The organism is Spongiactinospora gelatinilytica (assembly GCF_003236385.1).
Taxonomy (GTDB): Bacteria; Actinomycetota; Actinomycetes; order Streptosporangiales; family Streptosporangiaceae; genus Spongiactinospora; species Spongiactinospora gelatinilytica.
In genome coordinates this window covers 1-26,313 of the sequence record NZ_POUA01000027.1, presented here as the reverse complement: position 1 = coordinate 26,313, position 26,313 = coordinate 1, and the positions used below count along the sequence as shown (strand labels likewise).

The 26,313-nt window shown below is 69.0% G+C and carries 23 protein-coding genes and 3 pseudogenes; 17 read left to right on the top strand and 9 right to left on the bottom strand.

Annotated elements, in window-relative coordinates; genetic code table 11:
* Positions 1-292 precede the first annotated feature (292 nt).
* The gene (locus C1I98_RS05930; protein ID WP_158557927.1) at positions 293-1,447 is read right to left on the bottom strand and encodes an ROK family transcriptional regulator; all 1,155 of its coding nucleotides are present in this window, start codon (positions 1,445-1,447) and stop codon (positions 293-295) included.
* A gap of 582 nt (positions 1,448-2,029) precedes the next feature.
* Here C1I98_RS05930 and C1I98_RS05925 point away from each other — a divergent pair.
* The 12 genes from C1I98_RS05925 (at position 2,030) to C1I98_RS05880 (ending at position 15,589) form a co-directional block, all read left to right on the top strand.
* A complete protein-coding gene (locus C1I98_RS05925) occupies positions 2,030-3,352 on the top strand; it encodes an MFS transporter (protein WP_146607302.1) in 1,323 nt (440 codons plus the stop codon).
* A gap of 457 nt (positions 3,353-3,809) precedes the next feature.
* Positions 3,810-5,162 carry a methyltransferase domain-containing protein gene (locus C1I98_RS05920; RefSeq protein ID WP_233507216.1) on the top strand — a complete coding sequence of 451 codons (1,353 nt, stop codon included), beginning with the start codon at positions 3,810-3,812 and terminating at the stop codon, positions 5,160-5,162.
* 137 nt (positions 5,163-5,299) lie between these two features.
* The gene (locus C1I98_RS45560) at positions 5,300-5,470 is read left to right on the top strand and encodes a DUF3303 family protein (RefSeq protein ID WP_368773522.1); all 171 of its coding nucleotides are present in this window, start codon (positions 5,300-5,302) and stop codon (positions 5,468-5,470) included.
* Positions 5,400-5,588 carry a hypothetical protein gene (locus C1I98_RS05915; protein WP_111166055.1) on the top strand — a complete coding sequence of 63 codons (189 nt, stop codon included), beginning with the start codon at positions 5,400-5,402 and terminating at the stop codon, positions 5,586-5,588. Before C1I98_RS45560 ends, C1I98_RS05915 begins: the two co-directional genes overlap by 71 nt.
* Positions 5,589-5,653: 65 nt before the next feature.
* Positions 5,654-6,757 (top strand): PqqD family protein, encoded by a 1,104-nt coding sequence (locus C1I98_RS05910; RefSeq protein WP_146607301.1) that lies wholly within the window; start codon positions 5,654-5,656, stop codon positions 6,755-6,757.
* Positions 6,754-9,210, top strand: a complete 2,457-nt coding sequence (locus C1I98_RS05905; RefSeq protein ID WP_111166053.1) for a lantibiotic dehydratase — start codon at positions 6,754-6,756, stop codon at positions 9,208-9,210. The genes C1I98_RS05910 and C1I98_RS05905 overlap by 4 nt, the downstream gene beginning before the upstream one ends.
* A 2-nt stretch (positions 9,211-9,212) precedes the next feature.
* Complete coding sequence (locus C1I98_RS05900) at positions 9,213-10,112, top strand: thiopeptide-type bacteriocin biosynthesis protein (protein ID WP_111166052.1); 900 nt, start codon at positions 9,213-9,215, stop codon at positions 10,110-10,112.
* Positions 10,063-11,418 carry a YcaO-like family protein gene (locus C1I98_RS05895; protein WP_158557926.1) on the top strand — a complete coding sequence of 452 codons (1,356 nt, stop codon included), beginning with the start codon at positions 10,063-10,065 and terminating at the stop codon, positions 11,416-11,418. Before C1I98_RS05900 ends, C1I98_RS05895 begins: the two co-directional genes overlap by 50 nt.
* Positions 11,419-11,435: 17 nt before the next feature.
* A complete protein-coding gene (locus C1I98_RS41205; RefSeq protein WP_158557925.1) occupies positions 11,436-12,098 on the top strand; it encodes a hypothetical protein in 663 nt (220 codons plus the stop codon).
* Positions 12,095-13,804 carry a nitroreductase family protein gene (locus C1I98_RS05890; protein ID WP_158557924.1) on the top strand — a complete coding sequence of 570 codons (1,710 nt, stop codon included), beginning with the start codon at positions 12,095-12,097 and terminating at the stop codon, positions 13,802-13,804. Before C1I98_RS41205 ends, C1I98_RS05890 begins: the two co-directional genes overlap by 4 nt.
* A gap of 157 nt (positions 13,805-13,961) precedes the next feature.
* Complete coding sequence (locus tag C1I98_RS05885; protein WP_111166049.1) at positions 13,962-14,537, top strand: nitroreductase family protein; 576 nt, start codon at positions 13,962-13,964, stop codon at positions 14,535-14,537.
* A 740-nt stretch (positions 14,538-15,277) separates the two neighbouring features.
* A complete protein-coding gene (locus C1I98_RS05880; RefSeq protein ID WP_111166048.1) occupies positions 15,278-15,589 on the top strand; it encodes a transcriptional regulator in 312 nt (103 codons plus the stop codon).
* A 233-nt stretch (positions 15,590-15,822) separates the two neighbouring features.
* Here C1I98_RS05880 and C1I98_RS05870 read toward each other — a convergent pair whose 3' ends face one another.
* Positions 15,823-16,119: a CocE/NonD family hydrolase C-terminal non-catalytic domain-containing protein gene (locus C1I98_RS05870; protein WP_111166047.1), complete on the bottom strand. Its 297-nt coding sequence runs from the start codon at positions 16,117-16,119 to the stop codon at positions 15,823-15,825.
* Positions 16,120-16,353: 234 nt separating this feature from the next.
* Here C1I98_RS05870 and C1I98_RS05865 point away from each other — a divergent pair, with 234 nt between their 5' ends.
* Genes C1I98_RS05865 through C1I98_RS05855 form a run of 3 tightly spaced genes read left to right on the top strand, consistent with a single transcriptional unit; the run spans position 16,354 to position 17,361 of the window.
* A complete protein-coding gene (locus tag C1I98_RS05865; RefSeq protein ID WP_111166046.1) occupies positions 16,354-16,680 on the top strand; it encodes a PadR family transcriptional regulator in 327 nt (108 codons plus the stop codon).
* Positions 16,677-17,033 carry a DUF1048 domain-containing protein gene (locus C1I98_RS05860; protein ID WP_111166045.1) on the top strand — a complete coding sequence of 119 codons (357 nt, stop codon included), beginning with the start codon at positions 16,677-16,679 and terminating at the stop codon, positions 17,031-17,033. The genes C1I98_RS05865 and C1I98_RS05860 overlap by 4 nt, the downstream gene beginning before the upstream one ends.
* 1 nt (position 17,034) lies before the next feature.
* Positions 17,035-17,361, top strand: coding sequence for a DUF1048 domain-containing protein (locus tag C1I98_RS05855; protein ID WP_111166044.1), 327 nt, complete (start codon positions 17,035-17,037; stop codon positions 17,359-17,361).
* 312 nt (positions 17,362-17,673) lie between these two features.
* Here C1I98_RS05855 and C1I98_RS43610 read toward each other — a convergent pair.
* A pseudogene (locus C1I98_RS43610) lies at positions 17,674-18,499 on the bottom strand (aldehyde dehydrogenase family protein).
* Position 18,500: 1 nt separating this feature from the next.
* Between C1I98_RS43610 and C1I98_RS45295 the strand changes: the two are divergent.
* Positions 18,501-18,584 (top strand): annotated as a pseudogene (locus C1I98_RS45295) (aldehyde dehydrogenase family protein); the annotation flags it as partial.
* 82 nt (positions 18,585-18,666) lie between these two features.
* Positions 18,667-18,867 carry a hypothetical protein gene (locus C1I98_RS43600; RefSeq protein WP_233507234.1) on the top strand — a complete coding sequence of 67 codons (201 nt, stop codon included), beginning with the start codon at positions 18,667-18,669 and terminating at the stop codon, positions 18,865-18,867.
* A gap of 213 nt (positions 18,868-19,080) precedes the next feature.
* On the opposite strand, the gene C1I98_RS42630 is transcribed toward C1I98_RS43600, so the two are convergent.
* The 6 genes and pseudogenes from C1I98_RS42630 to C1I98_RS43595 form a co-directional block, all read right to left on the bottom strand.
* Entirely contained in the window at positions 19,081-19,494 is a 414-nt protein-coding gene (locus tag C1I98_RS42630) for a hypothetical protein (RefSeq protein WP_199536744.1), read from the bottom strand.
* Positions 19,495-19,830: 336 nt separating this feature from the next.
* Complete coding sequence (locus C1I98_RS05835) at positions 19,831-20,265, bottom strand: hypothetical protein (RefSeq protein ID WP_111166042.1); 435 nt, start codon at positions 20,263-20,265, stop codon at positions 19,831-19,833.
* Between the two features lie 205 nt (positions 20,266-20,470).
* Positions 20,471-23,554, bottom strand: coding sequence for a GDSL-type esterase/lipase family protein (locus C1I98_RS05830; protein WP_111166041.1), 3,084 nt, complete (start codon positions 23,552-23,554; stop codon positions 20,471-20,473).
* Between the two features lie 650 nt (positions 23,555-24,204).
* Positions 24,205-24,459, bottom strand: coding sequence for a cytochrome P450 (locus tag C1I98_RS42625; RefSeq protein WP_199536749.1), 255 nt, complete (start codon positions 24,457-24,459; stop codon positions 24,205-24,207).
* 69 nt (positions 24,460-24,528) lie between these two features.
* Positions 24,529-25,187, bottom strand: a pseudogene (locus C1I98_RS45555) (cytochrome P450); the annotation flags it as partial.
* Positions 25,188-26,133: 946 nt separating this feature from the next.
* On the bottom strand, positions 26,134-26,313 hold a 180-nt coding region (locus C1I98_RS43595; protein WP_233507214.1), incomplete at its 5' end, for a hypothetical protein.

The window sequence follows — 26,313 nt, the reverse complement described above, 5'->3', positions numbered from 1 at the left end:
GTCGTGGCCCAGCGGGAGCGCCTACCTCAACCCTCACGGGCGGCGACAGCGTGAACAACGCCCTCGATGACGGGTTCCAATACTCCTTTTGCCCGGGAGGTGTTCAACGTTCCCGCGGTCGGTTCCGGCCGTACGGCCGCGCCCTCGCCGCCACTACGCATTGGCATACCGATATCAGTATCGGCAGGGGGACCTGGCGATATTCGGGCCCGAGCCGGGCTATGCGGCGACCGGTGAGGAAATGGTGAACGAGGCGGTCGCGACTCATTCCACCGCGAGCCGCCTGTTCACGTCAGCCGGAGAAAGCGGTACTTCCGCTCGCGACGAGCTTGTCGATGGCGTCCACGTGCAGCGTGCGGTCGAGGATCAGGTCGACGCCGCCGAGGATTTCGGCATCGGCACCGGCGGTGCCGACCCGCACGTCGAGCGCATCGGTGACCACGGGAAGACACTGCTGGAACACCGCGCCGCGGATCGCGGCGACGAACGGCGGTACCACCGAAAGCTGCCCGCCGAAGGTGATCAGGTCCGGGTTGAGGAAGTTGACGACGTAGGACAACACCTCGCCGATCAGCCCACCGGCCTCGCGAAGCAGTTCGATCGTGCGCGCGTCACCGGCGCTGGCGAGGGTGACGAGGTCGGTGGTCTCGCCGATGTCGTACCCCTCCTGCCGGAGCCGGGCGACGACCGCCGCGCCTCCAGCGACCGACTCCAGGCAGTCGGGAGTGCCGCACCAGCAGTGGATCGCCGAACGACCGGACGAACGGGAGTGGCTGACCTCGCCGGCGGCGCCGCTCGCGCCCGGATACAACCTTCCGTCGACGACGACCCCGGAACCGATCCGGCTGCCGACCTTTATGCCGAGCATGTGCCGCAGGCCGGGCGCGACGGTGCGGAACTCCCCGAGAGCCAGCAGGTTCGCGTCGTTTTCGATCGCCACCGGGAGCTCGGTGTGCTGCTTGATCAAGTCGTAGAGGTTCTGCTGGTCCCACCCCGGGAGCTGAGCCGAGAACGTCACGGTGCCCAGCCGGGAGTCGATCGGAGCCGGCACGCCCAGCGTCATCCCGCGCACAGAGCCAACGTCGATACGAGCGTCACCGAGCGCGATCAGGGTCCGTTCCCAGATTGCCCGCATCGCCGCGCCCGGGCCGAGTGTCACGTCGATCGGGCATTCTGTCACCTGCAGCAGCCGCCCGACCAGGTCGGCGATCGCGAGGCGGAAGTGGTGCGTGCCGAGCGCGACCGAGACGACCGCGCCGGCGTCACCCCGGACGCGCAGCGAGCGCGGCTGCCTGCCACCGGTGACTCGGCCACTCGTGGTCTCCTCGACGAGGCCGGCCGCGATGAGAGAATCCACCCGCAGCGAGACGGTGGATGGTGCGAGCGCGGTGTGCCGGGAGATCTCCCGCCGGGTGTTGGCGGTCCCGCGACGGATGAGGTCGAACACGGATCCGATCGACGCAGGCGGTTCGATCCGCGGCGAGCGTTGACGGTCGGTCATCCCCTCACCCTAGTTGCCGATCGGGCTTTGGATGAAAATCGGCCATAAATCACCGAGTGATGGAAGATGCGGTGCCGGCGGCGCGGCCACAACGACATGACCGCCGGTCCCGGCGTCCGCTGGACCGGGACCAGGGCGGCCGGTTGTCCCGCTGTGAATCCGGTCACGGATCGCTCGAATCCGCTGGCGGGCACCGCCGCAGCCGATCCAAGCGGCAGCCGGCGCGCCGCGTGGCCTGAGTCGACCGGAACGCTGATACGGGCGCGCCGTCTCGGGCGCGGGGGCGTATCTCTCCAGGCACAATGGCCGCCGCACCCTGCGATGTGATCGCCTGCCCGGGAGTCGAGTTCGACGGTGACCGGCGTCCACGATGTCGGGCTCCGCCGCCCTGATGCGATTTGCCGAAAATCGAACTTCTATGTTCGTACTTTGGAGGTTATAGTGCGATTCTCATGCGAACGGTGCCCGGTCCGCGGTTCGGTGGATGACCACCACGACGGAACGGCCCTCGATCCCGGAGGTGTGTTCGTGACCACCCCCCATCCCCCTCGACAGGACGAACTGCTCGCCGACGCCCCCGCCCGGGAGGTCCGAGTCTGGCCGATCCTGCTTGCGATGTTCGTACTCAACGTCTTCGCCTACGCGGCGATCACCGGGGCTCTCCAGGTCCTGCTCCCCACGCAGGTGCGGCTCATCGCCGGCGACGGCGCCCCGTCCGCGCTCGCTCTGGTCACCGGGATCGCGGCGATCGCCTCGTTCGCCGTGCCGCCGTTCATCGGGATCCTGTCCGATCGCACCCGGAGCCGGTGGGGCAGAAGGGCACCATGGATCTTTTTCGGCGGCCTCGGCACCGCCGCCTCACTGATTATGCTCGGTTCGGCCGGAACCGTCGCCGGGCTCGTCGTCGGCTGGTTCCTGATGCAGGCGCTGGTGAACATCGGGATCAACGTCATCCTCGCGGCGATTCCCGACCGGATTCCCGCGCACCGGCACGGGCTCGCGAGCACCGTCCAGGGGCTCGGGTTGCCTGTCGGCGCCATCGCCGGGGTGCAGATCGGCGCCTTCTTCGTCGATTCGATCTTCACCGGATACCTGGTCCTGGCCATTCTGGTGCCGCTCGCCTCACTGGTGAGCGCCTGGCTCACGCGCGAGGCGCGCAGCGTCGCGACAGAGGTCCGCGAGCGGCGGCCGGTGTTCACCGAACTGCGCCAGACGTTCGCCAGCCTGCGGTTCCGTGACTACCGCTGGGTCTTCATCTCCCGAGCCGTGCTCTACCTCGGCTTTGCCATGATCAGCAGCTTCAACCTCTACATCATGCAGGACTACATCAAGCTGCCGTCCGGCATGACCGCCGCGCAGGCGGTCGCGATCGGCTCGTCGTTCCTGCTCCCGCTCACCGTGGTCGGCACCGCCATCGCCGGGCCGCTGGTCGACCGGTTCAAGCACCACCGGATGTTCGTACTCGGGTCCGGGCTGGCCAGCGCGGCGTCGATGCTGATCCCGTTCGTGTGGCCGGTGTGGACCGCTTCGCTGATCAGCGGTGCCGTCAGCGCCTTCGCCATGGGGCTGTACCTGGGCGTCGACCTGGCGCTGGCGACGCTGGTCCTGCCCACGGACGGCGACACCGGCCGCGACCTCGGCGTGTTCCACATCGCACTCACCGCGCCGCAGGTCGTCGCCCCGTTCCTCGCCGCGATGATCGTCAGCTCCCTCGGCGGCTACTCCCCCCTGTACCTCATCAGCGGAGCGATCTCGCTCATCGGGGCTGCCGCGGTACTGCGCGTTCGCAGCAACGCCACCACGGCGGCCACCGAACGGGCACCCGGACTGCTCCCCTCAGACGCGACCTGACCTGACGGTCACAACAGCACGGCTCACTCCCTCCGGCGGCAGGCGGTACCTGCCGCACGGCATGGCACTCTCTGCGCCCAACCCGATGTGGGACGCCCCGTACGGTTGACCTCGATGACCCGCCGGTTCGGGTCGTACCCGTGCTCCCACACGGAACCGCCCCCCACCTGAATGTGTCCGAACGTTCCGTGTGACCACCGGTCACCGGATGATCTTGAATGTGTCCCGGCCGGAATGGACATCGACCGGAAATGTCCCGGTCGGCCGGAGGCTGCTGGTGCCCACCGCAGCCTTCCGGCAGATGCTCGGGATCGACCCCGTCCCCGCGCAGTGCGATCACTGTTCTTCGGTGGCCCGCGAGACAACCTAGCCTGCGGGGCCTTCTCAGCACGTCGCTTCCGACTCCCTCAGCCCGCAGGTGCAGGCAGCGCTACGCGCCGTACCACGCCACCTGTTCGTGCCCCCGATCGCTGTCGCCGATGAGTCGCCCCGCCACGTCATCGACCGCGACACCGACCCGGACGAGTGGTGGCGCGCCGTCTACACCAACGTGCCGATCATCACCCAACTGGATGACGGCGCCTCCCCGATCGCCGGCGGCATCGGGCGGGCCACGTCCTCCCCTTCCGCACCCGGCACCGTCACCGACCTGCTCGACCTGCTCGATGTCCGTCCCGGCCACCATGTTCTAGAGGTCGGCACGGGCACCGGCTGGACCGCCGCCTTGCTCGCTCACCTGGTCGGTGAGACCGGCGCGGTGACCTCCATCGAAGTGGACTCCGCCGTCGCTGAGCGGGCCGCGAAGAACCTCGGCGAGGCCGGAGTGCAGCCGCGCCTGGTCGTCGGAGACGGCGCGAACGGCCACCCCGGCGGCGCGCCCTACGACCGGGTACACGTCACCTGCGGTATCCGCCGCGTGCCGTACGCATGGGTGAAACAGACCCGGCCGGGCGGGGTGATCGTCCTGCCGTGGTGCCCGGAGTTCGGCGAGGACCACTCCCTCCGGCTCGTGGTCACATCGGACGGCATCGCGCACGGCCGGTTCCCCGGATACGCCTCCTACACGCTCATGCGATCCCAGCGGGTCCAGCCATGGCGGACCGGGGACGGCACCCGTGCCACCTCCCAGCTCGACCCGCGCATCGTGTGGCAGGCACCGCCAGGGGCGCACCTGGCCATCGCCGCCATCACCGGATCGCGCTCCTACGCCGAGGAAGACGACGGCGAGTTGACCCTGTGGGCGATCGACCCCGACACCCCGGGCCGGTGGGCAGCCGCCCGGTCCGCGCCCGGCGACGTCGGCGAGTTCGCCACCTATCAGGTCGGCGACCGGCCGCTGTGGGACGAGGTCACCGACGCCTACCGCCGGTGGGTGGCATGGGGCGAGCCCGGCCGCGACCGTTTCGGGATGACGGTCACCCCGGACGGGCAACAGGTGTGGCTGGACACACCACAGCAGGTACTGGCTAGGGAACTGCGGTCCACGGCCGCGGGCGCGGTCCATGTTCACCGCGCAGGCACGCCGGCCGCAAGGCCACTTCCTCGTGCCGGGCCGGGTTCTCCCCCGCGACCCGCGCGGCCATGCGCAGAATGCGGGACTCGCGGATATCCCGCAGTCTCTCACCCGGACCAGTCGGTGACGTCGTGCCCGTACGCCTTCGCGGAAACCCGATACAGCGGCTGGTGCATCGGAGCCATGGGCGGCCACCGGGCCATCGAGGCCGGCGTCGAGCAGGCACGGGTGGCCTGCGAGGACCGGGCCGACCAGAACTTCCTGTTCCGCCCGCGTCCGGCTCCCCTGTCGAAATAACCCGGTCTTCTCCCCCGGCAACATGGGGAAACAACCGGAGAAGCGCCCGCCGTCAGGTGCAACCACCTCGGGAAATCATTTGATCTCCTCGATTCATTTGGTTTCCAGGGAGCAACTATTTTCCCCTTTCTAAATATGTGATCCACGTCACATTACGTTTGTCTTCACCCCGCCAATCGGCGCATGCGATAGTCGCAGCGTCACAGGGAATGGCAATGCCGAAAGAAGGGATTCACCATGCAGGATCATGGCATCGCGCCGGATTTCGCCGCGGATTTCGAGCTCTTCGCTCGCGAGCTGTCGGGTGACGAGATGGAGGCCGGCCGCTCGTTCGGTTCCAGCCTGAGCAGCGCCTTTACCTTCTCCACCGGCACCTGCAGCAGCGCGGGCTCCGTCTCCACCGCAGGCTCCTCCGTCACCGGCTGAGCTTGAGGAACTGAAGGAGGGGAGGTCCCAGTCCGATGCCGCACCCCAATGCCGCATCCGGTTTGGTGGATGACGAGCAGCCGGCCTGGGATCTCCCGGTCGCCTTCGCCGCAGAGGTGGAAATCGTTCCCGGAAACAACCCCGGCGTGCTGTTGTACAGAAAGGACACCGGGCGGTATTTCCAGCTCGGCCGCAGCTCGCGGATGTTCGTCCCGCATTTACAAAAGGGCACCACTCCGCGCTTTCTGATTCAGCGGGTCTCCGATCTGTTCCAGGTCCAGGAGTCCGCCGCGGCGCGTACGGTCACGAGATTCCTGTCGGAGATCCGTGAGATGGGGCTGCTCGACGTCCCTCCCCCGGCGAAAGGCCTGCGCGGGCGGGCCGCCCGGGCCCTGGCGGAGATACCCATGGGGCGGCTCGTGCTGGTGCGTGATTCCTCGCCACCGACGGCCTCCGGCAGACGGGCGGCATGGGGGAGCCTGGCGCGGATCGCCGTAGGAGCCTTCGTGGGCGTGATCGCCCTGCTGGCGGTCGGCGTGGCCGTACTCGCGGCGACCCGGCTGCTCGACGTCAGGGCCCTCGGGGGCGCCTCGATCGCCATCCCGCTGGTCCTGTTGCTCCACCTGACGATGCATGAGGCCGGCCACTGGCTGGCCTGCCGATATTACGGGGTGACGGTTCCCGAGGCGGGGATCGCCTTCTGGTTCTGGATTCTGCCCCGGCCCTATGTCGATCGTTCACACGCCTACCGGCTCAACCGCCGTACACCGCTGGTCGTCATCACCACGTCGGGGATCGTCATCGACGCGCTGAACGCCGGCATAGCGGGAGTCCTGGCCTTCGCCGCGGACGACCCCACACTCCGCGCGCTGGCCGCGGCGGTCGCGTACATCCTGCTGATGACCCTCGCGCACGACATCAACCCGTTGTTGCCCAGTGACGGGTTGCACGCGATCGAGGCGGCGACCGGTCAGCACGCGTTCCGTCGCAGGGCGATCCAGTACCTGCTCACCCTCGTGCTCCGTCTTCCGTCATCGCATCACCACGAGTTCGCCGGCCGCAGGCTTCGCCTGCTGTACCTCGGATACGGCGTGCTGTCCCTCGGCTACCTGGCCGCCGTGGCCTTGCTCGTCGCTCGTCTCGTCGCATCGGTGGGGGGATTGGAATGAGATTCCGGGAATCCGCGACCATCGCGCCCTTCGTCCTCGTGCGCTTCTCCGGATACGCGGCGACGGGGCCGCACCGGCTCCGGGCGGGCCGTGCGGTGGCCGGGCTGGACGAGGTCCGCGAGTGCAGGCTCCAGTTGGCGGCGCTCACGGACCCGCTGTCCGACGCTCTGTACGAGCTCGTGCCCACGCTGCCCGCCGAGGAGCGCCGTGCGGCGGTCGGTCTCCGGAGGGATGTGCACAATGGCCGCGTCCCGCGCCTCTCCGAGGAGGCGCGGAACCGGATAGCGGCCCGCCTCGCTCCGGACATGCGGCTGACGCTGACACGATGGCTGGCGGTCCTCGAGCGCTCCGAGGCCGCCATGACGGCCTACACGGAGATCTTCGAAGCGGAGCTCGGCGAGGCCGAAGCCGAGCTGATCGTGCAGGCCGGCACGGATGAGATGATCAAGGCCCTCTCCCTCGCCGCGCCAGAGGTCACGGCCACCGTCCTGCGGGGAGATCCGGACCGTACGGCGGCCAAGGCGAGGCGGAAACTGGTCCGCACGCTCTTCAACTACTTCGTGCGGGCGACGGTCAAGACGAGCCCGCTCGGCTGGTTCAGCCCGGTGGCGGTGTGCTCGATCGGCGGCGAAGGCCTCGACGGCAGCGCCGAAGGCGGTTCCTACCAGGCGGTCGCGTCCCTGCCGCAGGCCCTCTACCTGCGGCTCCTCCAGCGTTTTTGCGCCCACGAGTCCGCCGGCCGCCACCTGCGCTTCCACCCCGTCCTGCAGCTGAACGGCACCCACATGGTGCGGGCCAGCTACCTGCACACACGCACCAACAGCTTCTTCTGGCGCGAGGATCTTCTGACGGATCTGACCGCCCACCGCGAACAGGCACGCACGGTCCCCCACGGTATGTCCGGTGACCAGGTACTCGCCGCACTGCACCGGGACGACTCGGAGGCGTCCTGGTCCCGGGTGGCCCGGCTGACCGACTCGGGACTTCTCCGGCTGGAGTCGGCGTGGGCGCAGGGCGAGTACGACGCGCACGACTCGATGACGGCGCTGGCCGAGTCGCCCGGCGTGACGGACGCGATGGGGACGGAAGTGGCCGATACGCTGCGCGACCTGGGAGAGGGCATGCGTCTCATGTTCGCGGCGGCGCCCAGGGACCGCGCGGCTCTCGCCTCGCGGATCACGCGCCGGGCCGCGGAGCTCGACGAGGCCACGGCCACCGCCACCGCGCCACGCGTCCCCGACCTGGCCGTGCGCGAGGACGTCGTCAGGAACGAGCCACTGCCCGCGTTGCCCGCGTGGGTCGAGAACGCCTTGTCCGGCTACGGCCGACGGCTGTCGTCCCGCATGAGCGTCCTGCCGCAGTACGCGAGCACGCTCGAATTCTGGCGGCGGCACGTCGCGCCGATCCACGACTCTCTCCCACTGTCGGCGTTCCTTGGCCGCTACATGACCACGCCCGGCCCTCACCTGCGACACAACGCCGACGTCCGGCTGCCCGGCACTCCGGACCTCGACATCGGCATGGGGCCCTCGATGCTCCGGCCCGCCTTCGCGATCCTGTTCCAGCTCGCCACCCTGGAAGACCAGGAACAGGTGATCGTCCTCAACCAGATCATGGACGGCAGCGGAGGCGTGACCGCCCGTTTCCGCGGACTGCTCGCCCCCCGCCTCCTCGAAGACCCGCTCCAGGCGTGGCTCGGCCATCTGGTGCCGCAGGGTTCCCGGCCTCTGGAACTCCTCGTGTCCTCGGACTGGAACCCCGTCCAGGCGCGCTGCGCGGGCCGTACCCGCGCGCTCGACATAGGCGGCGGACTGGTCCCCACGGGGGAGCCGGTGCCGCTGGACCGGTTGCGGATCCGGCTGGACGAACGCTCGGGAACGCTGGTCGTGGAGGACGAGCACGGCCCGGTCGTCCCCTTCTACTCCGGTCTCGTTCCCCGCCGCATGCTGAGCGGGCCCGCCAACCTGCTGTCCACCATCGCCAGCCCCTGGTACTGCGCGGCTCCCGAGGTGTGGGGAACCGCCTCCCTGTTGCTCCGTCTCGAACGGCCGGCCGGGGTGGTGCACACACCCCGCGAACGCGTCGGCGCCGTGGTCACCCGTAGGGCGCACTGGACGGTGAACGCCGCAGAGCTGCTGGCAGAGGTGGAAGCGCCCACCCCGGCCCTTACGTTCGCCGCCTACTGTGACTGGGCCCGAGCCCACGGAGTCGCGGACGAGCTGTTCGTCCGCCGGGGAACCACGGAGCCCGATCTGTTCGCCAAGTCCCGCAAGCCGCTCTGGCTGTCCGTCGACGTGCCCCTCTCGGTCTCGGGCCTCCTGGACTCGCTCTCGGCGAAGGAGATCCTCATCATGGAGGAAGCCCTCCCCCGCCCCGGCGCGGACTCACCCGTGATCGACGGACATCCGCGCACCGCGGAGTACGTCGCCCACCTGAGCTGGGACGGGTGCTGAGCATGCGTTCCTGGCTCTACTGCGCGATATATCCCGGCACCTTCGATCGCCTCGACGGCGTGATCCGGGAGCTCGTGGCGGGGACACGCGGCCTGGCCGAGACCGGAACCGAGCGGAACCGCTGGTTCTACCTCCGGTTCTTCGACATCGGCGGCCCGCACGTCAGGCTGCGCGTCCAGGGGCCGGCCGGGCTGCTGGACGAGGTCCACGCCGACCTCGTCAGCCGCTTTCCCGGCTTCCTGCGCAAGGCCCAGACGGATTCCGGCGTCCCGGCCGTGACCGTGCCGGGGACGTCTCCCACCGACTACTGGGAGGCCGTCGACTTCCGGCTTTACGAGCCCGAACTGCGCCGTTACGGAGGCGTAGAGGGCGTCCGGGTGGCCGAGGACAATTTCATGATCTCCAGTGCGATCGCGCTGCGAGCGGTCGGCGAGGGCCTGGACCACCTCCAGCGCCAGGCTCTCGCCGCGCTGACGATGAAGAACGCCCTCCGGCACTGCCTGCCCGGCGCAGAGGAGCAGTTCTGGTCCAAGTACCTCTGGTACTGGACGGGCAGGGACGAACCCTTCGCACCCGCCGGCCGTACGGCCGCGGCGTCGGCGGCCGCCGGCCTGGAGCCCGCCATCGGCGCCGCCGGCGACGATCTCCCACCGCCCCTCGTGGCGGACGCCGACAGGTACGGCGGCGCGATCCGGGCCACCGCCTGCGAGGCGAGCGCCGCCGGCGTGCCGCTCACCACCTGGCAGTGGGTGTTCCACCTGCTTCACCTGCACAACAACCGGCTGGGAATCACGCCGGGTGACGAAGCCGTACTCGCCGCCCTGCTGGGTGGAACACCGAAGGAGAATGCCGATGCGAGTGAGCACCGATCCGATGGCCGACCCACCGCCGACCACCGTTGAGGCCGCGCTGCGGCGGCTGGATCCGCTCATCGACGCCCGCGGCTCCCTGATCAACCTCGTCACCCGGATTCCGATGACCACCGGACGGCAGCGCTTCCCGGTGTACAGCGCGGGCCTGGGCGATCCCGGGGCGATCCTGCCCGGCACGGCGAACGCGCGCGGGCTCATGAAGTGGGCCGCCCTGGACGGCGCGGGCAGCGGGCTCGTCGAGGAGAGCGCCCGGCTGACCGCCACGGTCGAGACGATCGAACGCTACTCCAGTTGCCTGTGGGACTCGGAGCAGTTCCGGTGGGCCAGCGCGCGTTCCCTCGGGGACGAGGCACTGGACCTGAGCCGAGTGCCACGGTGTTCCGAGTCCGAGCTGGCCTCCCCCGCATGCCCGGTCCAGGCCCCCGACCTGGACGCGCCGATGCGCTGGGTCCGCGGTGTGGACCTGGCCACCGGGGAGCCTCGATGGGTGCCGGCGGTCATGGTCTACCTGCACATCCCCGTCGTGAGCCGCGGCGAACGGTTCTGGCTGCCCATCTCGACGGGCACCGCGGCGCACTTCGACTACGACCGCGCCCTGCTGGGCGCAGTGCTCGAGTGCGTCGAGCGGGACGGCATCGCGCTCACCTGGCTGCAGCGGCTGGCACTGCCCAGGATCGAGATCGACGTCTCCGACCCGGAACTGGACCAGGCGCTGGAGGTCTCCGCCCGGTCCGGCCTGCGGACGTTCTTCTTCGACGCGACGACCGACCTGGGCATTCCGACGGTCTACAGTGTGGACATAGATCCCCAGGCGACGAAGGTGCGCACCTACGTGATGTGCGCCACGGAGCTCGATCCCCGGCGTGCCGTGCTCAAGGTGATGCGCGAGTCGTCCTCCGGACGGCTGGCCATGCAGTACAGGAAGCCGCACGACAAACCGCTGGACGACTACATCGACGTGTTCGACGGCGCGGTTCACATGGCGGCGGCGGAACGTGAGCACGCGTTCGACTTCCTCCTGGACTCCCCGCACCGCCGGCGGCTCTCCGACATCGCCCCCGCGGTTCCGGACTCCCCCGCCGAGCGCCTGTCGTGGGTGGTGGGCAGGCTCCGGGACGCCGGGTGCACGGCCTACGCCGTGGACATCACCTCCGACGAGGCCCGGGCGACGGGTCTGCGCGTGGTGCGGGTCATCGTCCCCGAACTCGTCCCGCTGAGCTTCTCCTACCGTGCGCGATTCCTGGGCACCACCAGGCTCTACACGGCCCCCGAGCGCATGGGCCTGCCGGCGCACGCCGAGCCCGACCTCAACCCGTGGCCGCAACCCTTCGCCTGACCAGTCCGGAGCAACAGATGAACACGACACATGTCATCGCCGTCGGGCCGTTCGCGGCCGATGTGGCCACGGTGCTCCAGCGTCGGGAGGTGGACGGCGAGCCGACTCTCTTCGCCCAGGGGCACGGCGTACTGAGCAGCCTTCTGCCACCGGCGGACACGTATGTTCTGCTGACCTCGCGGCACGACTCGAAGCTGGTGGCAGAGGTCGGCGATCTGGCCTGGAGGTGGGGCACGTCCTTCGTCCCCGTGGTGCACGAGACACGCTGGCTCAGAGCCGGTCCCCTGATCCTCCCCGGAGGTACCGGCGTGTGTGCCGAATGCTTCGAACGCCGGTCCATACAGCATTCGACCATCGGCAAGACCCTGTCCGACCTGCACGCCTTCTACGCCGGGGACCCCGCGGGGCCTGGCGGCCATCTTCCCTCCCAGGTGCTTTTGGCCGCCGGGCTGGCGCAGTGGGGCCTGGCCACGCTGCGCCGCGGCGACCCCGGGACGCACGGCGCCCACCGGGCCGTGAATCTGGCCAAGGCCCAGTTCTTGCAGGGGCGGACGGCGGGGGTGCACGGGTGCACCCGCTGCTACCCCGTCTCGACGTCGATCTCGCGGCAGGACCGCTCGTGGCGCGGTCTCGCCGACCATCTCACTGGTGCGGGTACCGGATCGAGGGGGGACGTGTGAACACCGAAAGCACCATGGACTCGCGGCACATCGCCGCCGCCATCGCCCGGGACCCCCAACTGTCGCTTCCTGACCACCTCAAGGTCGTGGACGGGCTCGTGATCGCGGAGGTGCGCAAGGGCGAACTGCTCGTCGAGGGCACCGCCAAGCCCCAGCTCTTCAGCGGCCGGCACGTCGAATTCGTACGGCGGCTGCTTCCCCTGCTGGACGGGCGGCGCTCCGCGGCGGAGATAGCCGAGTCGCTCGGCCTTCCCTCGGTGGACATCGTCAGGACGGCTCTTTCGCTGCTGTACTCCTGCGGCATGCTGGAGCAGGGTCCGACGCCCGAGGAGACGCACGCGCTTGAGCGCACTTCCGTGCCCGCGAACGTGCTGAGCCACCTGAGCAGGAATGTGGACTCCACCCGGAACAATCCCTCCGGTGTGTACGCCGCCCTGAAGCTGGCGCGGCAGCCGGTCGTGGTCGCGGGTCCCCCCGGCACGCTGCGATCGGCGCTGGTACGGGCGCTCGGTGAGTGCGGCGTGACATCGGCGCGGGAGGAGGAGGTACCGCTCGGCTCCGCCCCGCTGCCGTCCGCTCCGATCGCCGTCGTGATCGACGACGGCACGCTGGACCTGGACCGGCTGACCGCCTTCGACGCTTCGGTGCGGGCGAGCGGCGGACGCTGGTTCGTCGTCTCCGTGACCGGCTCGGGCGCCGTGATCAGCCCGCTCTTCGAGAACGGCTGGTCCGGCTGCCTGCCGTGTTATCGCGCGCAGCGTCCGCTGGTGCGATCGGACGACGCCGCGACGATTCCCGCCTGGCAGGAGGACCTGCTTGCCGGAATGGTGGGCGGTGAGGTGTGCCGGCTGGCGACGGGAGTGGAGCCGCTGTACGACGAGTCGGCCGTCACGATCATCGACTTCGCCGCCTGGACGGCCGAGGTCGAGACCTTCGTCCAGCTTCCCGGCTGCGCGGCCTGCCGGCCGGGCACCGAACCGATCGAGCGGGACGACCTGATCGCGGTCGCCTTCGAACATGAGGTCACCCTGCCGCCTCGCCGGTACATCCCGCCCGGCGCACACCAGAACCACTACAGTGCCTCGAACATCGAACTCCACTTCTTCGACCGCCCGCGTGACTGGGAGCCGATCGAGGCCGCCGGCGAGGCGGGCTCGGAACTGAGGGCACTGCTGGAGTACTCCTTCGGCATCCGCGAGTTCATCCCCGCGACGGCGTCGCGGGGAGCCACCCGTCGCCGCTGGGCTCCCACAGGCGGCAACATGGGTTCCCAGACGGCCTATCTGCTGCCCCTGGAATCCAACCGGGCGCGGCTGGAACCGGTGGCGCACGTCTACGATTCGGTGGCCAACCTCCTGCTGCGAAGCGGGATCGCGGTGCCCGCGAAGCGGCTCGCCGACGCCGTCCCGGGTGCCGGGACCCAGGCGGACGCCGTGCTGGTCCTGGTCGGTGACAGCCTGAAGCTGGAGAACAAGTACCAGAGCCTGGGATATCGCATCGTCAACCTGGACTCCGGCGTCGCCACCTGGCAGCTGGCTTTCCGGGCCGCGCATCTCGGTTGGACGGTCAACGCGCTCGCCGAGTGGGACGACGGCCGGCTGATCGACCTGCTCGACCTCGATTCCCGGCAAACGCCCGTCACCACTGTGCTCACGCTCCGCCGTACGAGCGTCGGTCCCGAACGAGAGGGCGCCGCCCATGACTAGCTGGACTCCCGGTTACCGGCCGCAGGAGATCGTGAACGACCTCATCACGCGGACACATCGCCCGGGCGCGACCCGCCGGTCACGGCGGTGGGACCCTCCTGCGGAGCGAGCCCACGAGCACCGCCTTCCCCCGGCGAGCGCGCCCACGGTCGACCCGATGACCGTACTGGCCCTGCGCCAGGCCACCCGCTTCTATCGTCCGGTCGGCATCGACCAGGCCACCATGGCCGGAGTCCTCCAGGCTCCGTCCTCAGCGCGGGCGGCTCTGAGCACGGCGGAGACCGTCCCTCATGTCCAGATCCTGGCCGCCGCCTACCGGGTGGAGGGCCTGCGGCCCGGACTCTATGACGTGGATCCCGCCGGCACGCGGGTCACCTTCCTTGTCGACCTTCCTCCCGCCCGCGAGTGGCTGCTGCAGGACGAGTTCGCCAACGCGCCCCTCGTGACCGTGGTCACCTGCGATCTTCCCGCTGTGGCGGCGGCCGGCGCCCATGCCCACAGGATGGTCATGCACCAGGCGGGAGTGGCCGCGCACAGCATGTGGCTGGCCGCGGGCGGGCGCGGGCTCTCCGGGTCGATCTTCGGCGGGCTGGTTCCCTGGGGCATGCCGCTGTCCGGTTTCCGGCCGGGCGGCACCCGAAGCCCGCTCCTGGCGTTCGCCTGCGGTCTCCCCATCTCCGACCCGGCCATCAGCCCGTGGGGTACAGCGGGCGGGTGGACGGGAGGCTCCTGAACCTGTCGTCACGCCCCCGGGACGGCGGAAACCTTCATCCCTACTTTCTCAGAGGTGGTCATGAAGTACGCCCTCGTAGCGCTCCTTGCCATCGGATCGTCGTTGGTCGCGGGCCCTGCCCATGCGAATTCCCCGGTCAATTCATCTCCATCGGCCATCGTGTCCGATGAGATGCCGTGGCCGCCGCCCTTGCCGTGGCCCAAGACGCCTCGTTGCCCGGAACAAGCTCCGGCCGGCGCGACCTTCGTCGGTTTCGTCCAACCGCCATACGGGCTCGGCTATGACCTTTACAAGTCGCAGCGGGAGGACGGTTCCACGATTTATCACCGGGTCTACTGCAGGCCATAAACCGCCGGTCGGGTTGCGGAGCTCGCTCCGTCGTTCACGGCCATCGCCTCCTTCAGGCTCGATGTCGCGATCACGAAGGATCAGGCGATGGCCGTCCTCATGTCTCACTGCCAGGCCCCTTCGGCGGGTTCGGCACACCAGAGACAGATCGCCCGGTCCTACCCGTGCGACGTTGGTCGAGGCTGTTCGAGGTCCGTTCGGGACAGTTCGGGACAGCCGAAAGTCTTGGTTCTGCCGCCCTGATCCCCTTCAATGAGGATCGTTCGTGTCGCAGGGTTCTGCGCACTACCCGCGTGGCGGATCCGCCCGTCCCTGCGTCAGAACTCCGGATCCTTCCGGATCGCCTCCGAGGCATCTGTACGTATCAGTTCGGAAGAAAGTAGGATCTTCCAGTGAGCGGCCCTGTCGCACATCCCCGCCTAGAACTCGACGCAGTGATCCATCCGCCCATTCGCTTCTCGGTCCTTGCGATTCTTTCCAGAAGCAGAACATTGGAGTTCGGCAAGATGCGCGATGCGGTCGCCGTCAGCGCGGCCGCGTTATCGAAGCATATGAAATCGCTGGAGCTGGCCGGCTACATTCAGGTTCAGAAAGGATATGTGGGCAGGCGGCCGCGCACCTGGCTCGCCATAACACAGCCGGGGCTTGACGCGTTCGAGCGGCACACGGCAGCACTGCTGGCGATCTCGCGAGGACAGTCCTGAGCAGAGCAGCTCAGGGTGCCGGATCTGTCCGTTGGGACGTACTGCATCCCGGCGGGTGGGGAACACCGCTTCGTGGACATCGAGGATCTGGCGCTGCTGGTCGTATCCCGGCCCGGCCTACGGCTCGCGTGTGGACTCCCGGTCCTGACACGTGCCGGCGACCGATGCCCGAGACGTCATGCGTATGGCCGCGGCCACCCCGGCCGCGGCCATACGCATGATCGGCTTCGCTGTTATCTGAGGGAAGTGCCGTTGACCAGTGGCAGTGAAATCGACGTTCCGGTCAGCTCGACGGTGACCTTGGCCCCGGTGCCGGGTTCGACGTCGGTGCCGGAGCCGGTGCCGCTCTCGTCGAGGTTGAAGTCGTCATTGGTTCCGGTCAGTACCAGGCCCAGCCGGTGCCCCGCCTTGAACTCGTAGTCCTGCGGCAACATCGACCAGGTGATCTGGTATGGCGTGTCCGGTGTCAGAGGGGGCTGGCGGCTGAGCGACTTGTGGTTCTGGGCGTCCAGGATTGCTCGGGTGACCACGTTGAAGCCGGAGGTCGCCGTGTTGTCGACTCAGCCAGTCGACGACCGCCTTGCCGCCGAGCACGTCGGAGGCGCCGTAGGAGGCCGGGCAGCCGTCGGGCAACCTGGTGCCCGCCCGGACCGCACCCTGATAGCGAAGGCGGTGCGCCTCGCGCGCGGATGCCCGCTACTCCGTGGTACCGTGTACTGGTACTCAGTGCCACCGAGTACTAGGGAGGACGGAAGAGGCCCACAATGGACCACCTGACGGAGATGCTGAAGGGCACGCTTGAGGGCTGCGTGCTTGAGATCATCGACAGCGAGGAGACCTACGGGTACGCCATCACACGTCGGCTGAACGAACTCGGCTTCGCCGACGTCGTCGAGGGGACCGTTTACACCATCCTGCTGCGACTGGAGAGAAACCGGCTCGTCCAGGTGACGAAGCGACCGTCCGGGCTGGGCCCCCCGCGCAAGTTCTATGCGCTCAACGAGGCGGGGCGCCAAGAACTCGCGACGTTCTGGGCGAAATGGGAGTACATCACATCGAGGATCGACAAGCTCAAGGAGGGCAGGAGATGAACTTCTGGGAGACCATCACAGGCAGCGATCTCACCAGGGAATGGAAGGCGTTCGAAGCCCGGGCCGAGGCACTGCCGGCCGACTACCGGGCGGCGTGGGAAGAGATCAATAGACATCTTTCCCCCTACACGGATTTCACGGGCCGAAACCTGATACCGATTCTGGACGGCGCTCTGGGCCTGCTAGAGGAGACAGCGGCCGATGGGCAGAGCATTCATGAGGTGCTGGGTGACGACATCGAGGGCTTCTGCGCGGCGCTGGCCGGCGGACAAGGAGCCCGGAGTTATCGCGACCGATGGCGCGAGCAGTTGAACAGGAACGTCGCAAGGAAATTGGGCCGGCTGGGAGGCTGACATGGGCATCCAGGACATCATCGAGGGTAAGAAGCAATGGCGGGCGCACATGGCGCGGGTCAAGGCGCTCCCGCCGGACTACCAGATCGTCTACCAGGAAATGCAGCGCTACTTCTTCAAGGTCGGACCGGTCGACCTGCCTGACGGGCCTCTGCTCTCAGGGATCGTCGATTTCTTCGAGGAGGGCGCCGCGAACGGCAAGGGGGTCCTCCAACTCATCGGCAACGACGTCGCCGCCTTCTGCGACGACCTGATCAAGGACTCGCGCACCTACGCGGACATCTATCAGCAATCCATCAGCGGCAAACCCGGTACGGCCGACAAGTAACACCCACTACCCGGCAACGCCCACACACGAGCACCGGTGACATGGTGCTCCCGGTCTCTGCCCGGCGACTCCGGCGAGCACCAAGACAACGCGGACAGAGACGAGAGGCACTTGCGCCGGGACACCGCCGAGCCGGGGCGGGCAGGCGACACTCACCTACGACATGCGGGCTCGCGACAAGTCGAAGCGTTCATCGCGGCGCACTGGGCGGCCGCGACCCGCGCCGTGCTGATCCCCGGCCGCGCACACCGGCACGATCCTCACCCGGACCCGCCCCCTCGGCGGCTCCACTGACATGCCGAGCAGGTGACACTAACGTCGGGGCTTAACGATCGACCTGAGCTCCAGGTACTCCTTCAGGCCCTCTCTGCCCAGCTCCCGACCTATCCCCGACTGTTTGAAGCCGCCCGCGGCCGTGCCCCGCCGGTGTGCTCGCGTTGATGTTCACCGTGCCCGTCCTGATGCGCCTGGCGAACGCCAGACCGCGGTGCTCGTCGGCCGTCCAGACGCCGCCGTACAGCCCGAAGTCGGAGTCGTTGGCCAGGTACGCGGCGTCGTCGTCATCGTCGTAGGGGATGACGGCGAGCACCGGCCCGAAGATCTCCTCTCTGGCGATCCGCATCGAGTTGCGCACGTCGCAGAAGACGGTGGGCTCGATGTACCACCCGGAGGGCAGGTGAGGCGGCCGCCCGCCGCCCGTGGCGATCTTCGCTCCTTCCTCCAAGCCCGAGCGGATATAGCCCTCCACCCGCTCGCGCTGCCGCTCGGCCACCAGCGGGCCCACCCAGGTGGCAGGCTCCGTGGGGGCGCCGACGACCTGGGCGCGGGCGGCGTCGCTCACCGCGCGAACGATCTCGTCGTAGCGTGAGCGCGGGGCCAGGATCCTGGTCTGGGCGATGCAGATCTGCCCCGACAGCATCATCGCGCCCGTCACCATGGGCGCGACGACGGTGTCCACGTCGGCGTCGTCGAGGATGACGGCGGCCGACTTGCCGCCGAGCTCCAGGGTCACCCTGGCGATCCGGTCCGCGGCGATGGCCATCACCCCGCGCCCGGCGGCGGTGGAACCCGTGAAGCTCACCTTGTCCACGCCTGGGTGCGCGACGAGCTGCTCGCCGGCTTTTCTGCCCGCCGGCACGATGCTGAGCAGGCCGTGCGGCAGGGTCGTGGCCGTCACCCCGTGGAACGCGCCGTTGCTCGTCGCCATCGCGAAGATCGCTCCCGCGATCGTCGCGGGCTGCGCGGTCGTGCTCAAACCCGCCCCCGAGCCACCGCTCAGCTCTCCCGCCCGGCCGCCGCCCGGCCATGGTGCGCCGCCGCCTCGTCCGCGAGGAGTGGGCCCACCTGGTCGCCGAATGCCGACCCGAACTGAACGACCCGGAGACCCGGGCGATGGTCGACGGCGTCCAGGCGATCATCTACGGGCTCAGCAGTGCCGAGGCGCAGAGCATGGTGCTCGATGTCCTGTTCCCCCGCAGGCACACCGGGACGTGCTCTTGCTCCTGATGATCAGGAGCCTCGTACGTACTCCCGGCTGACGGCCGGTCCTGCGCCGGGTCTCCGGCACCGACGTGACGCTCACAGAGGTCCACCTCGCCTCCAGCTTCACCGACCACGCCGCGACCCGCTGGTTCGGCGGCCCTACCTCCTGAAAGGAAGGCGCTTTGCGGAAGCGGTGGACCAGGACACCGAGCTGAGCCGCGCGTACCCGGGCTCACATCATGGGCGTGAAATCGGGCAGGGTGAGGGCCGAATGGGCCGGTCGTCCCTCCGGGAGGGTAGGACGCTGAGCTTGCGCAATCTGTTGTTGCGCTGCTCCAGGGCCTGGGCGGTGGTCGGGAAGAGTGTGGCACCGCCCTCGCCGACCAACCCCTGGTTCACGGTCACGAACTCACGGGTGTCGTGTTCGTAGGCGGCGAAGCCCGCGGCGTGGTCCCGGTCGGCACCACTGGCCAGGGCGATCAACGCCTTGGCGACGATGAGATGCCAGACCTCGGTGCGCAGGAACGCCAGGGCGGCGAACGTGGCCGTCATGACGCCGACTCCGGCGGCGACCACGGCACTGGAGCCGAAACGCCGCGCCGCGTACCCGCCGAGCGGCCCGCTGAGCGCCGCCGTGATGGCGCCGGGCAACAGGTACCGCCCGACGTCGGTGGCGCTGGCCCCGGAGCCGTACCGTCAGCGGACAGCATGAACAGTTGCGGAACGAGGAACATCGACGCCGCGGTACCCACGCAGACGGCGAAGGTGATCACATAGGAGCTCCATATCGTCGGCTTCGCGAGCAGTCGCAGATCGACCATCGGCGAGGGTGAGCGGCGTTCAACGAAGATCCATCCGGCCACGAGGAGGGCGAGGAGCACGACGACGGCACCGAGCGCGAGCGGCCGGCCGCCGACCTCGGGCGCCATCGAGAACCCGGCGACACCGGCCGTCATCACGCTGGGTGGGTAGGACTGGATCTCATGGTCAGGGTGAGGGTGCCGGGCGAGGTGCTCGCCGAAGCCGAGGCCTGTCCCGGGCCAGGAAGTAGCCCTCGGCGAAGAGGGCGGCCTGGACGGCGCGCAGCGATACCAGGGCGACCGGCGCCTGTTCGGCCGTGGTGAAGTACAGCTCTTCGATGCCGGTGAACACCCGGCGGGGGAACAAGCGGCGGGCCTCGGCCAAAAAGGTGAGGAAGTCGGCGGCCGGCAGCGCGGGCCAGCGGGGGATGCCGCCACGATCTGCTTTCGACGGGCCTCGCGACCGGTGGCGTGGTCCGTGCCGTGGCCGGTGGCGTGGGGGCCCGGCGTGGAGGCCCGGCGTGAGGACGGGCAGCGCGGCGATGAACGCGGCCAGGTCGATGCGGTCGACACTCACCTTGACCGGGCTTTGCAGGGCCCCCGCCAGCGCCAGGGTGGACACGTCGACCGCATCCGCCGGGATCGGGGTTCTGGGATGGGCCGCTGCAGATCAGCCAGAGGGAGGCCCCGGGCGGTGCACGCCAGGCCGGTCACGGCCAGTGGCGTTTGGCGAGCCGTTGGGGCTCGACCGGGGCGGCCCCGCGGGCGCTGCCCCGGTCCGCACGACCACGGTTCGGCGCGGCAGCTCCCCCGCCGCGCCGAACCCCTTAGGGATGGAAGGTGTCGAAGTACTCCTTCGGCATCTTGTTGAGCCAGGCGTGGGTCACGCCGGTCCAGCCGATGCGCAGGAAGTCGGCCTTGCCGTCGGCGTCGATGTCGGCGAACTGGATGTCCTTCGGCGGCAGGTCGCCGTCGTCGGCGATCTTGCCGATGTCGCGGTAGGTGCCGCCGGCGCCTTTGGCCCCCTCGTTGATCCAGGCTCTGGCGCCGCCCTTGGCGGTGATCAGGATGCGGTCGGCGCGCTTGTCGGCGTTGATGTCGGCGTAGCGGATCTCCCTGGGCAGTTGGAGAGCGCCGGCGACCTTGTCCGGCGGGGCCCAGTCCAGGTACTGGTAGGTGCGCTCGACCTGGAAGTCCCGGTTGTACCAGGCGGTCGTTGTGCCGTCCGGATCGATCAGCAGGTAGTCGTCGCGTCCTCCGCCGGTGACGTCGGCGAACCGGATCTTGGTGGCCGGGTCGATCGTGAGCGTGTCGCCCTCGGAACCGTTGGTGAAAACGCTGGCGACGCCTTCGTACTGGTTCATGCACATACGGGAGCCCGCCGGGTTGTCCGCCTTCCAGGTGCGGACGTCGATTCGCCCGCTCAGGTGGACCACCGCGCAGTCGGGGAAGCCGTCGCCGTCCAGGTCGGCGAAGCGCAGCATGTTGCCGACCGACCCGGCCGGGGGCTTGTACGCGTTCACCCCCTCGACGAAGGGGGTCCAGGCGTTGTCGCCGGAGGGGCCGCTGTTCCACCAGAACCGGAAGTTCTGCTTGTCATCGACGGTCACGAACTCGGCCTTGCGGTCCTTGTTGATGTCGATCATCCAGAAGCGGCTGCTGGAGGGGAACTGCTGGGCCTGGATCACGCCCCGGTCCTCCCAGTTCGGGCCGAGCTTGTTCGCGCCGGGCACGGGCAGGCCCTCGCCGTAGTCCTCCATCCCGCACGGATCGCGGTCAACGTCCTCCGCCTGGGCCTTCAGCCTGGTGAAGTAGCCTCTGCCCTTCGCTTCGGCCGCCGCCTTCACGAACGCGGCGCCGATCTTGGCATATCCCTGGTCGGTGGGATGGATGCCGTCGGAGCCGATGTCGGCCAGGGTCAGGTTACTCGTATCGGTGTAGATCACCCGGACGCCGAGCGTTTCGAGCTGCTCCACCATGGCGGGGATCTGGGCGTTGAACGCCTCGCGCCGCGCGGCTTGGGCGGGGTCGCGCAGCGGCTGCACGCCCGCCACCAGGACGGTGACCCCCGGGTCGGCGAGTTCGAGATGCCAGATCAGGTCCTCAAGGCGACCGATCGCGCCGTCCATCTCGTGGTTGCGGATGACATCGTTGCCTCCGGCGATCAGGGTGATGAGGTTGGGCTGGTAGGTGTCGACGGCGCATCTCGCCTTGCCCGCGATCTCGTGGATGAGGCGGCCCCGCCAGCCTTCGACGTCCCGGTCGGCCATCGTCCCGACCCGTACCGAGCCGACCCAGTCCACCTTGCCGCCGGCCAGTTCCCTGAATCCCCGGTCGGCGTCGGCCCGGTAGCCGTTACCGTGCGTGCTGCCCTCGCCGAAGGTGCTGGACGACCCCAGGGCCATCGCGCGCAGCGGGCGCTCCCCGCTCTGACCGGCGGGTTCGATCCAGCCGTAGAGGATCGCGCCGACGATGCCGTCGTGGAACGCCCTGGCGATCTTCTCATAGCCGGAGCCGTTGGGATGGCGGACGGTGTCCATGTCCTCCTGGGTCAGATCGGCCAGGGAGATCAGCGCGACATGCCGTCCCGCCGCCTGCCGTTTCGCCACCAGATCCGACAGGCTCCGGTTGTACGCGTCGAGCTTCTCCCGCTCGGTCCAGTGGACGACCACAGGGAGGTCGGCCACCAGCACCGTGACACCGGGGGCGGCCTCATGGATCTGGTCGATCAGGCGTCCCATCCGCTCGGCCGCCGCACCCGCGTCACCCTCGTGGACGTCGAGACTCCCGGCCGTCAGCGTCACCACGTTCGGTCTCAGGCGGCTCAACGCGATCGAGGCGCGGTCGGCGAGCTGGTCGATCGTGTGGTCCTCATACCCCTCGTGGTCGTTGTCCGTCCCCTCCCCCGACCGCTGCGAGCCGACGAAGTCCAGGGTGTCCCGCTTCACCAGCGGGGACAGCGCGAGGAGACCCAGCAGCAGGTAGCGAAAACCGCTCAGGTAGGAGCTGTTGTGACCGCGGGTCAGCTCGTCGCCGAGGGGCATCACGGTCACGTGGCTCGGGTCCTGCGCGGCGGCGGCCAGCCTGCCGAAGCGCACCGCCCAGTGGTCGGTGCTGCTGAACTGCATCACCTGAGGGGGCCGCCAGTTCGGGGTGTCGAAGTTGGAGACGGCGTAGTCGTACTCGCCTCCGTTCTGGTGTGTGGGGCGACCCGGGTTGTAGACGTGGGAGCCTGCGGGAAGACCGGCCTGGCCCAAGGTGGACGGGTGGCGGTTGTAGTCACCGAGCGCGACCCAGTGAGTCAGGTAGGGGTTCTGCGCCGCCGTGTCGGCGATGCGGCGCACCAGCGCGCCCGCGTCGTTGCCGCCGCCCGTCGCGGCGTGCATCGAGGCGAACATTGTCTGGTCCGCGTAGCGGACGACGCCGAGCGACTCCCGATAGACGCTGCCGATCGTCACGACGGCGTCCGGCCGCCACCTGGTGATGAAGCCGAGGTTGCGGCTCTGCTGACGCATGATGTAGAGGTGCACCTCCGGGTCCCTGCCGTTGGGGCGCCAGCGGTAGTGCTCGACACCCGGGACGGCGCGCGCCTCGGTCAGGTAGCCCCCGGCCTCCGGTCCGCCGGCGATCGTGGGCAGGGCGATGGGCACCTCCTGGAGGGCGATCACGTCGTGGGTGCGGGACAGGTCGTAGGCGTTCGTCCAGCGTGAGGGCCCTTGATTCATGTTCCAGGTCGCCATGTTGTGGTGGGCGGGGTTCGTCGCCCACGCGGTGCCCTCCATGGCGACGACCAGCCCACCGGCCAGCATGATCACCGTCAGCGCCGCGACCAGGCGGCGCAGCCTGCGCGCCGCCGTTGTCAGGCCCCGTCGGCCCTTGGCCGCCGAGGCCGCGAATAACCGTGCTTTCATCAGATCTCCCCCAAGAGGCGGGTGCTGTGCAGCCGTTGTTGATCGTTTGTCATGTGCGTTCCCGCCGGTGCGGGTCGCGCTTGCGGGCGCCCGCCCGGCGGCTCCACGATGTTGTACGAACCTTCACCTTGGTCGGAGTCATTCCGCTCGTTCCGCTCGCGGAAAGTTCGCACCGCATGGGGCCACGGCACGGGAAATGGCGCGGGAAGGTGTATTGAACCTCCCGTTAGGGCAGGTCCGAGCGCGGATCGCGGGAGCAGGAGCGGGGACGGCGACGCGGACGCGACCTGCGGCGGCTTTGTCGCCTGCGGGTGCTGTGCGCGCTCGGCCTGCCGCTCGACGAGATCGCGGGCGGGCTCGCGGACGCCCCGGAGGCCGGGAGAGAGTGTGGGACGGCCTGGTCAGCGGCGGCGACCGCGGGATCCCGTCCGGCTTGCCGGCGGGTGAGGGCTTCGAAGGGAGCCGGGCGTAGCGGGCCGGCGAGACGACCGAGGTGTGCCCGGAACAGGCGAGCAGCGTGGAAGTGTTCGCGCCGTCCTCGGCCGCGTGCGCCAGGGAGGAGTGGCGGGGCTGGTGCAGCGTCCATGGCCCGCCCGTCAGGGCGTGTTTCTTGGATCGAGGGTCGATCTGACCTTCGATCCGGCCCTTCCTCAACGCATGGGCAGGTACGGGCTGAACGCCAGTGAGGTGCCGACCGGCAGGTGGTGCCCGCCGAGTTCGGTGTCGGTGACGGTACGGGTGAACAGCCACCCCGGCGGATAGAGCCGCAACGCCTCGGTGATGACGTCGGTGGTGAAAGCGAGCCGCGGCAGGTGCTCGTAGGCGGCCGAGGCACCCGCCAGCACGGTTTCGACCTCGGCGTGCAGGCGTTGTTCGGCGTGCGGATGGCGCGCGAGGGGATGCAGCGCCCAGGCAGGGTGGCGGCGGTGCTCTCGGTACCGGCCGCGTAGAAGGTGACGATCTGGTCGACGAGTTCCTCATCGGTAAATGCGGGGCGGTGGCTGTCGGGGTCGGTCGCGTAGAAGGTGACGATCTGGTCGACGAGTTCCTCATCGGTAAATGCGGGGCGGTGGCTGTCGGGGTCGGTCGCGTTCATCAGGGCCGCCAGCAGGTCGCTGTGATCAGCCGGATCGGCGCGGCGGGCGGCGACGACATGTCTGGCCGTACCGCGGATCCGTGCTCGTGCCCGCTGGTAGCGGTGGTTGGCCGTAAGCGGCAGGCCGCGCAGGATCTTGGGACTGAGCATCTGACCGAACACGCCGCTGATGACCGTGGTGAGGTCGTCGATCATTGTCTCGGCTGTGGTGACGGGCAACGCATCGGTGAACATGGTCACCACCGCCGCCCGTGCGGTCAGCCTCATCATTTCGGCGGTGACATCGATGATCTGCCCCTCATTCCATGATGCGGTGGTCTGCTGGGCGCAGTCGACCATGATGGCGGCATAGCCGGGCCACCGACCGCGATTGGAGGCCGGCTCGCACAGGCGACGCTGGCGCCGGTGCTGGGTGTGCGAGCACATCAGCAGGCCGTTGCCCAGCACCTCGCCGCCGCGTGCGTACAAGAGGCCGCCCTTGTCGAAGGTTCGATCATCCAGCAGGACCTGGCGGGTCAGCTCGGGGTCGCAGACCATCACCAGGCGTTGCCGCCCTGGCCGGATGCCCACCAGGCTCCCGTGGCGCGGTAGCCCAGCCACAAAACCCAAGGGGTCGGGCAGCAGAGCGGGCGCGTGCCCCAGCACGGGAACCGACCCGGGGGCCGAAAGGATCGTCCTGGCGCTGATGCTCACAGTGTCGCTCCGCCGGGTCGGCATCGATCCGGCCTGCTGGCCAGGATGACGATGGTCATGCGGCGGCGCACCGCATGGGAGCCCACGACGTGAGGCGGCCGCGATGATGTTGCCGTGTCCGAGAAGCCGGAAAGGACCGGGACCGGGCGATACTCCAGCGTGATACAGAGTGCGGTGGGGACGACGGACACTGTATTTCCCGTCTGGCATCGAAGTCATAGGTGCTCGTCCTGGACAGCATCGCCTTCGGTACCGGGGAAAAGTCCGCAAAGGAGGCATTCCCTGGCCTCCAGGCGGCGGGCACGATGACCTCTTCGAGACCTGGCCGCGATCGGGGCCTCTCCCCCGGACCGACCGGCCACCGGGGACGAGCCCGGCCTGCACGGTCGAATGTAATGAGGGAATCACATTCCGGTATCCCTCGTCCGCCGCGAAGGGTCACGCCTTGTTTGCTTGGGGGCGGGTCATCCTTTCAGGGCGGTGCACTCTGCCCGCCACCGCTCGATGACCGATAGCACGACCGCACCGGACGACACCGCAAGGGGGCCTCGGTCAGGAACACAACGAGCATCCGTACCGTCCCCCACTGCACCGCCCACCCCAGCATCGTCGCCGAGCGGCGCTTGGTCGCCAGAGCGTCGAACGCCGGTGGGGAGCCTGGCGGTCAAGAACATCCCCGACAAGTTCACCGGCTCACCGCGACGGCCGGCCTGCACTGCGTCGCCGACGGCAGTCACAGGGCGGCCGGCAACGTGATGGAGAAGGGCCGGGCGTGCAACCGGCGTGCGCCCTACGACGATGTGGCCGAGAGTCGGAGGAGATCCTTTGCCCGCGAAGTCCGCCTTGCCACGTTCGGTCTGGCCGGTGGCCTGAGGAACGCCAGGTTCACCGGCTCCTTCAGCATCGGCTGACCTACGATCATCACCACCACCATCGCCGTCGGCCGGGTTCCGACGGCGATGGTGGTGGT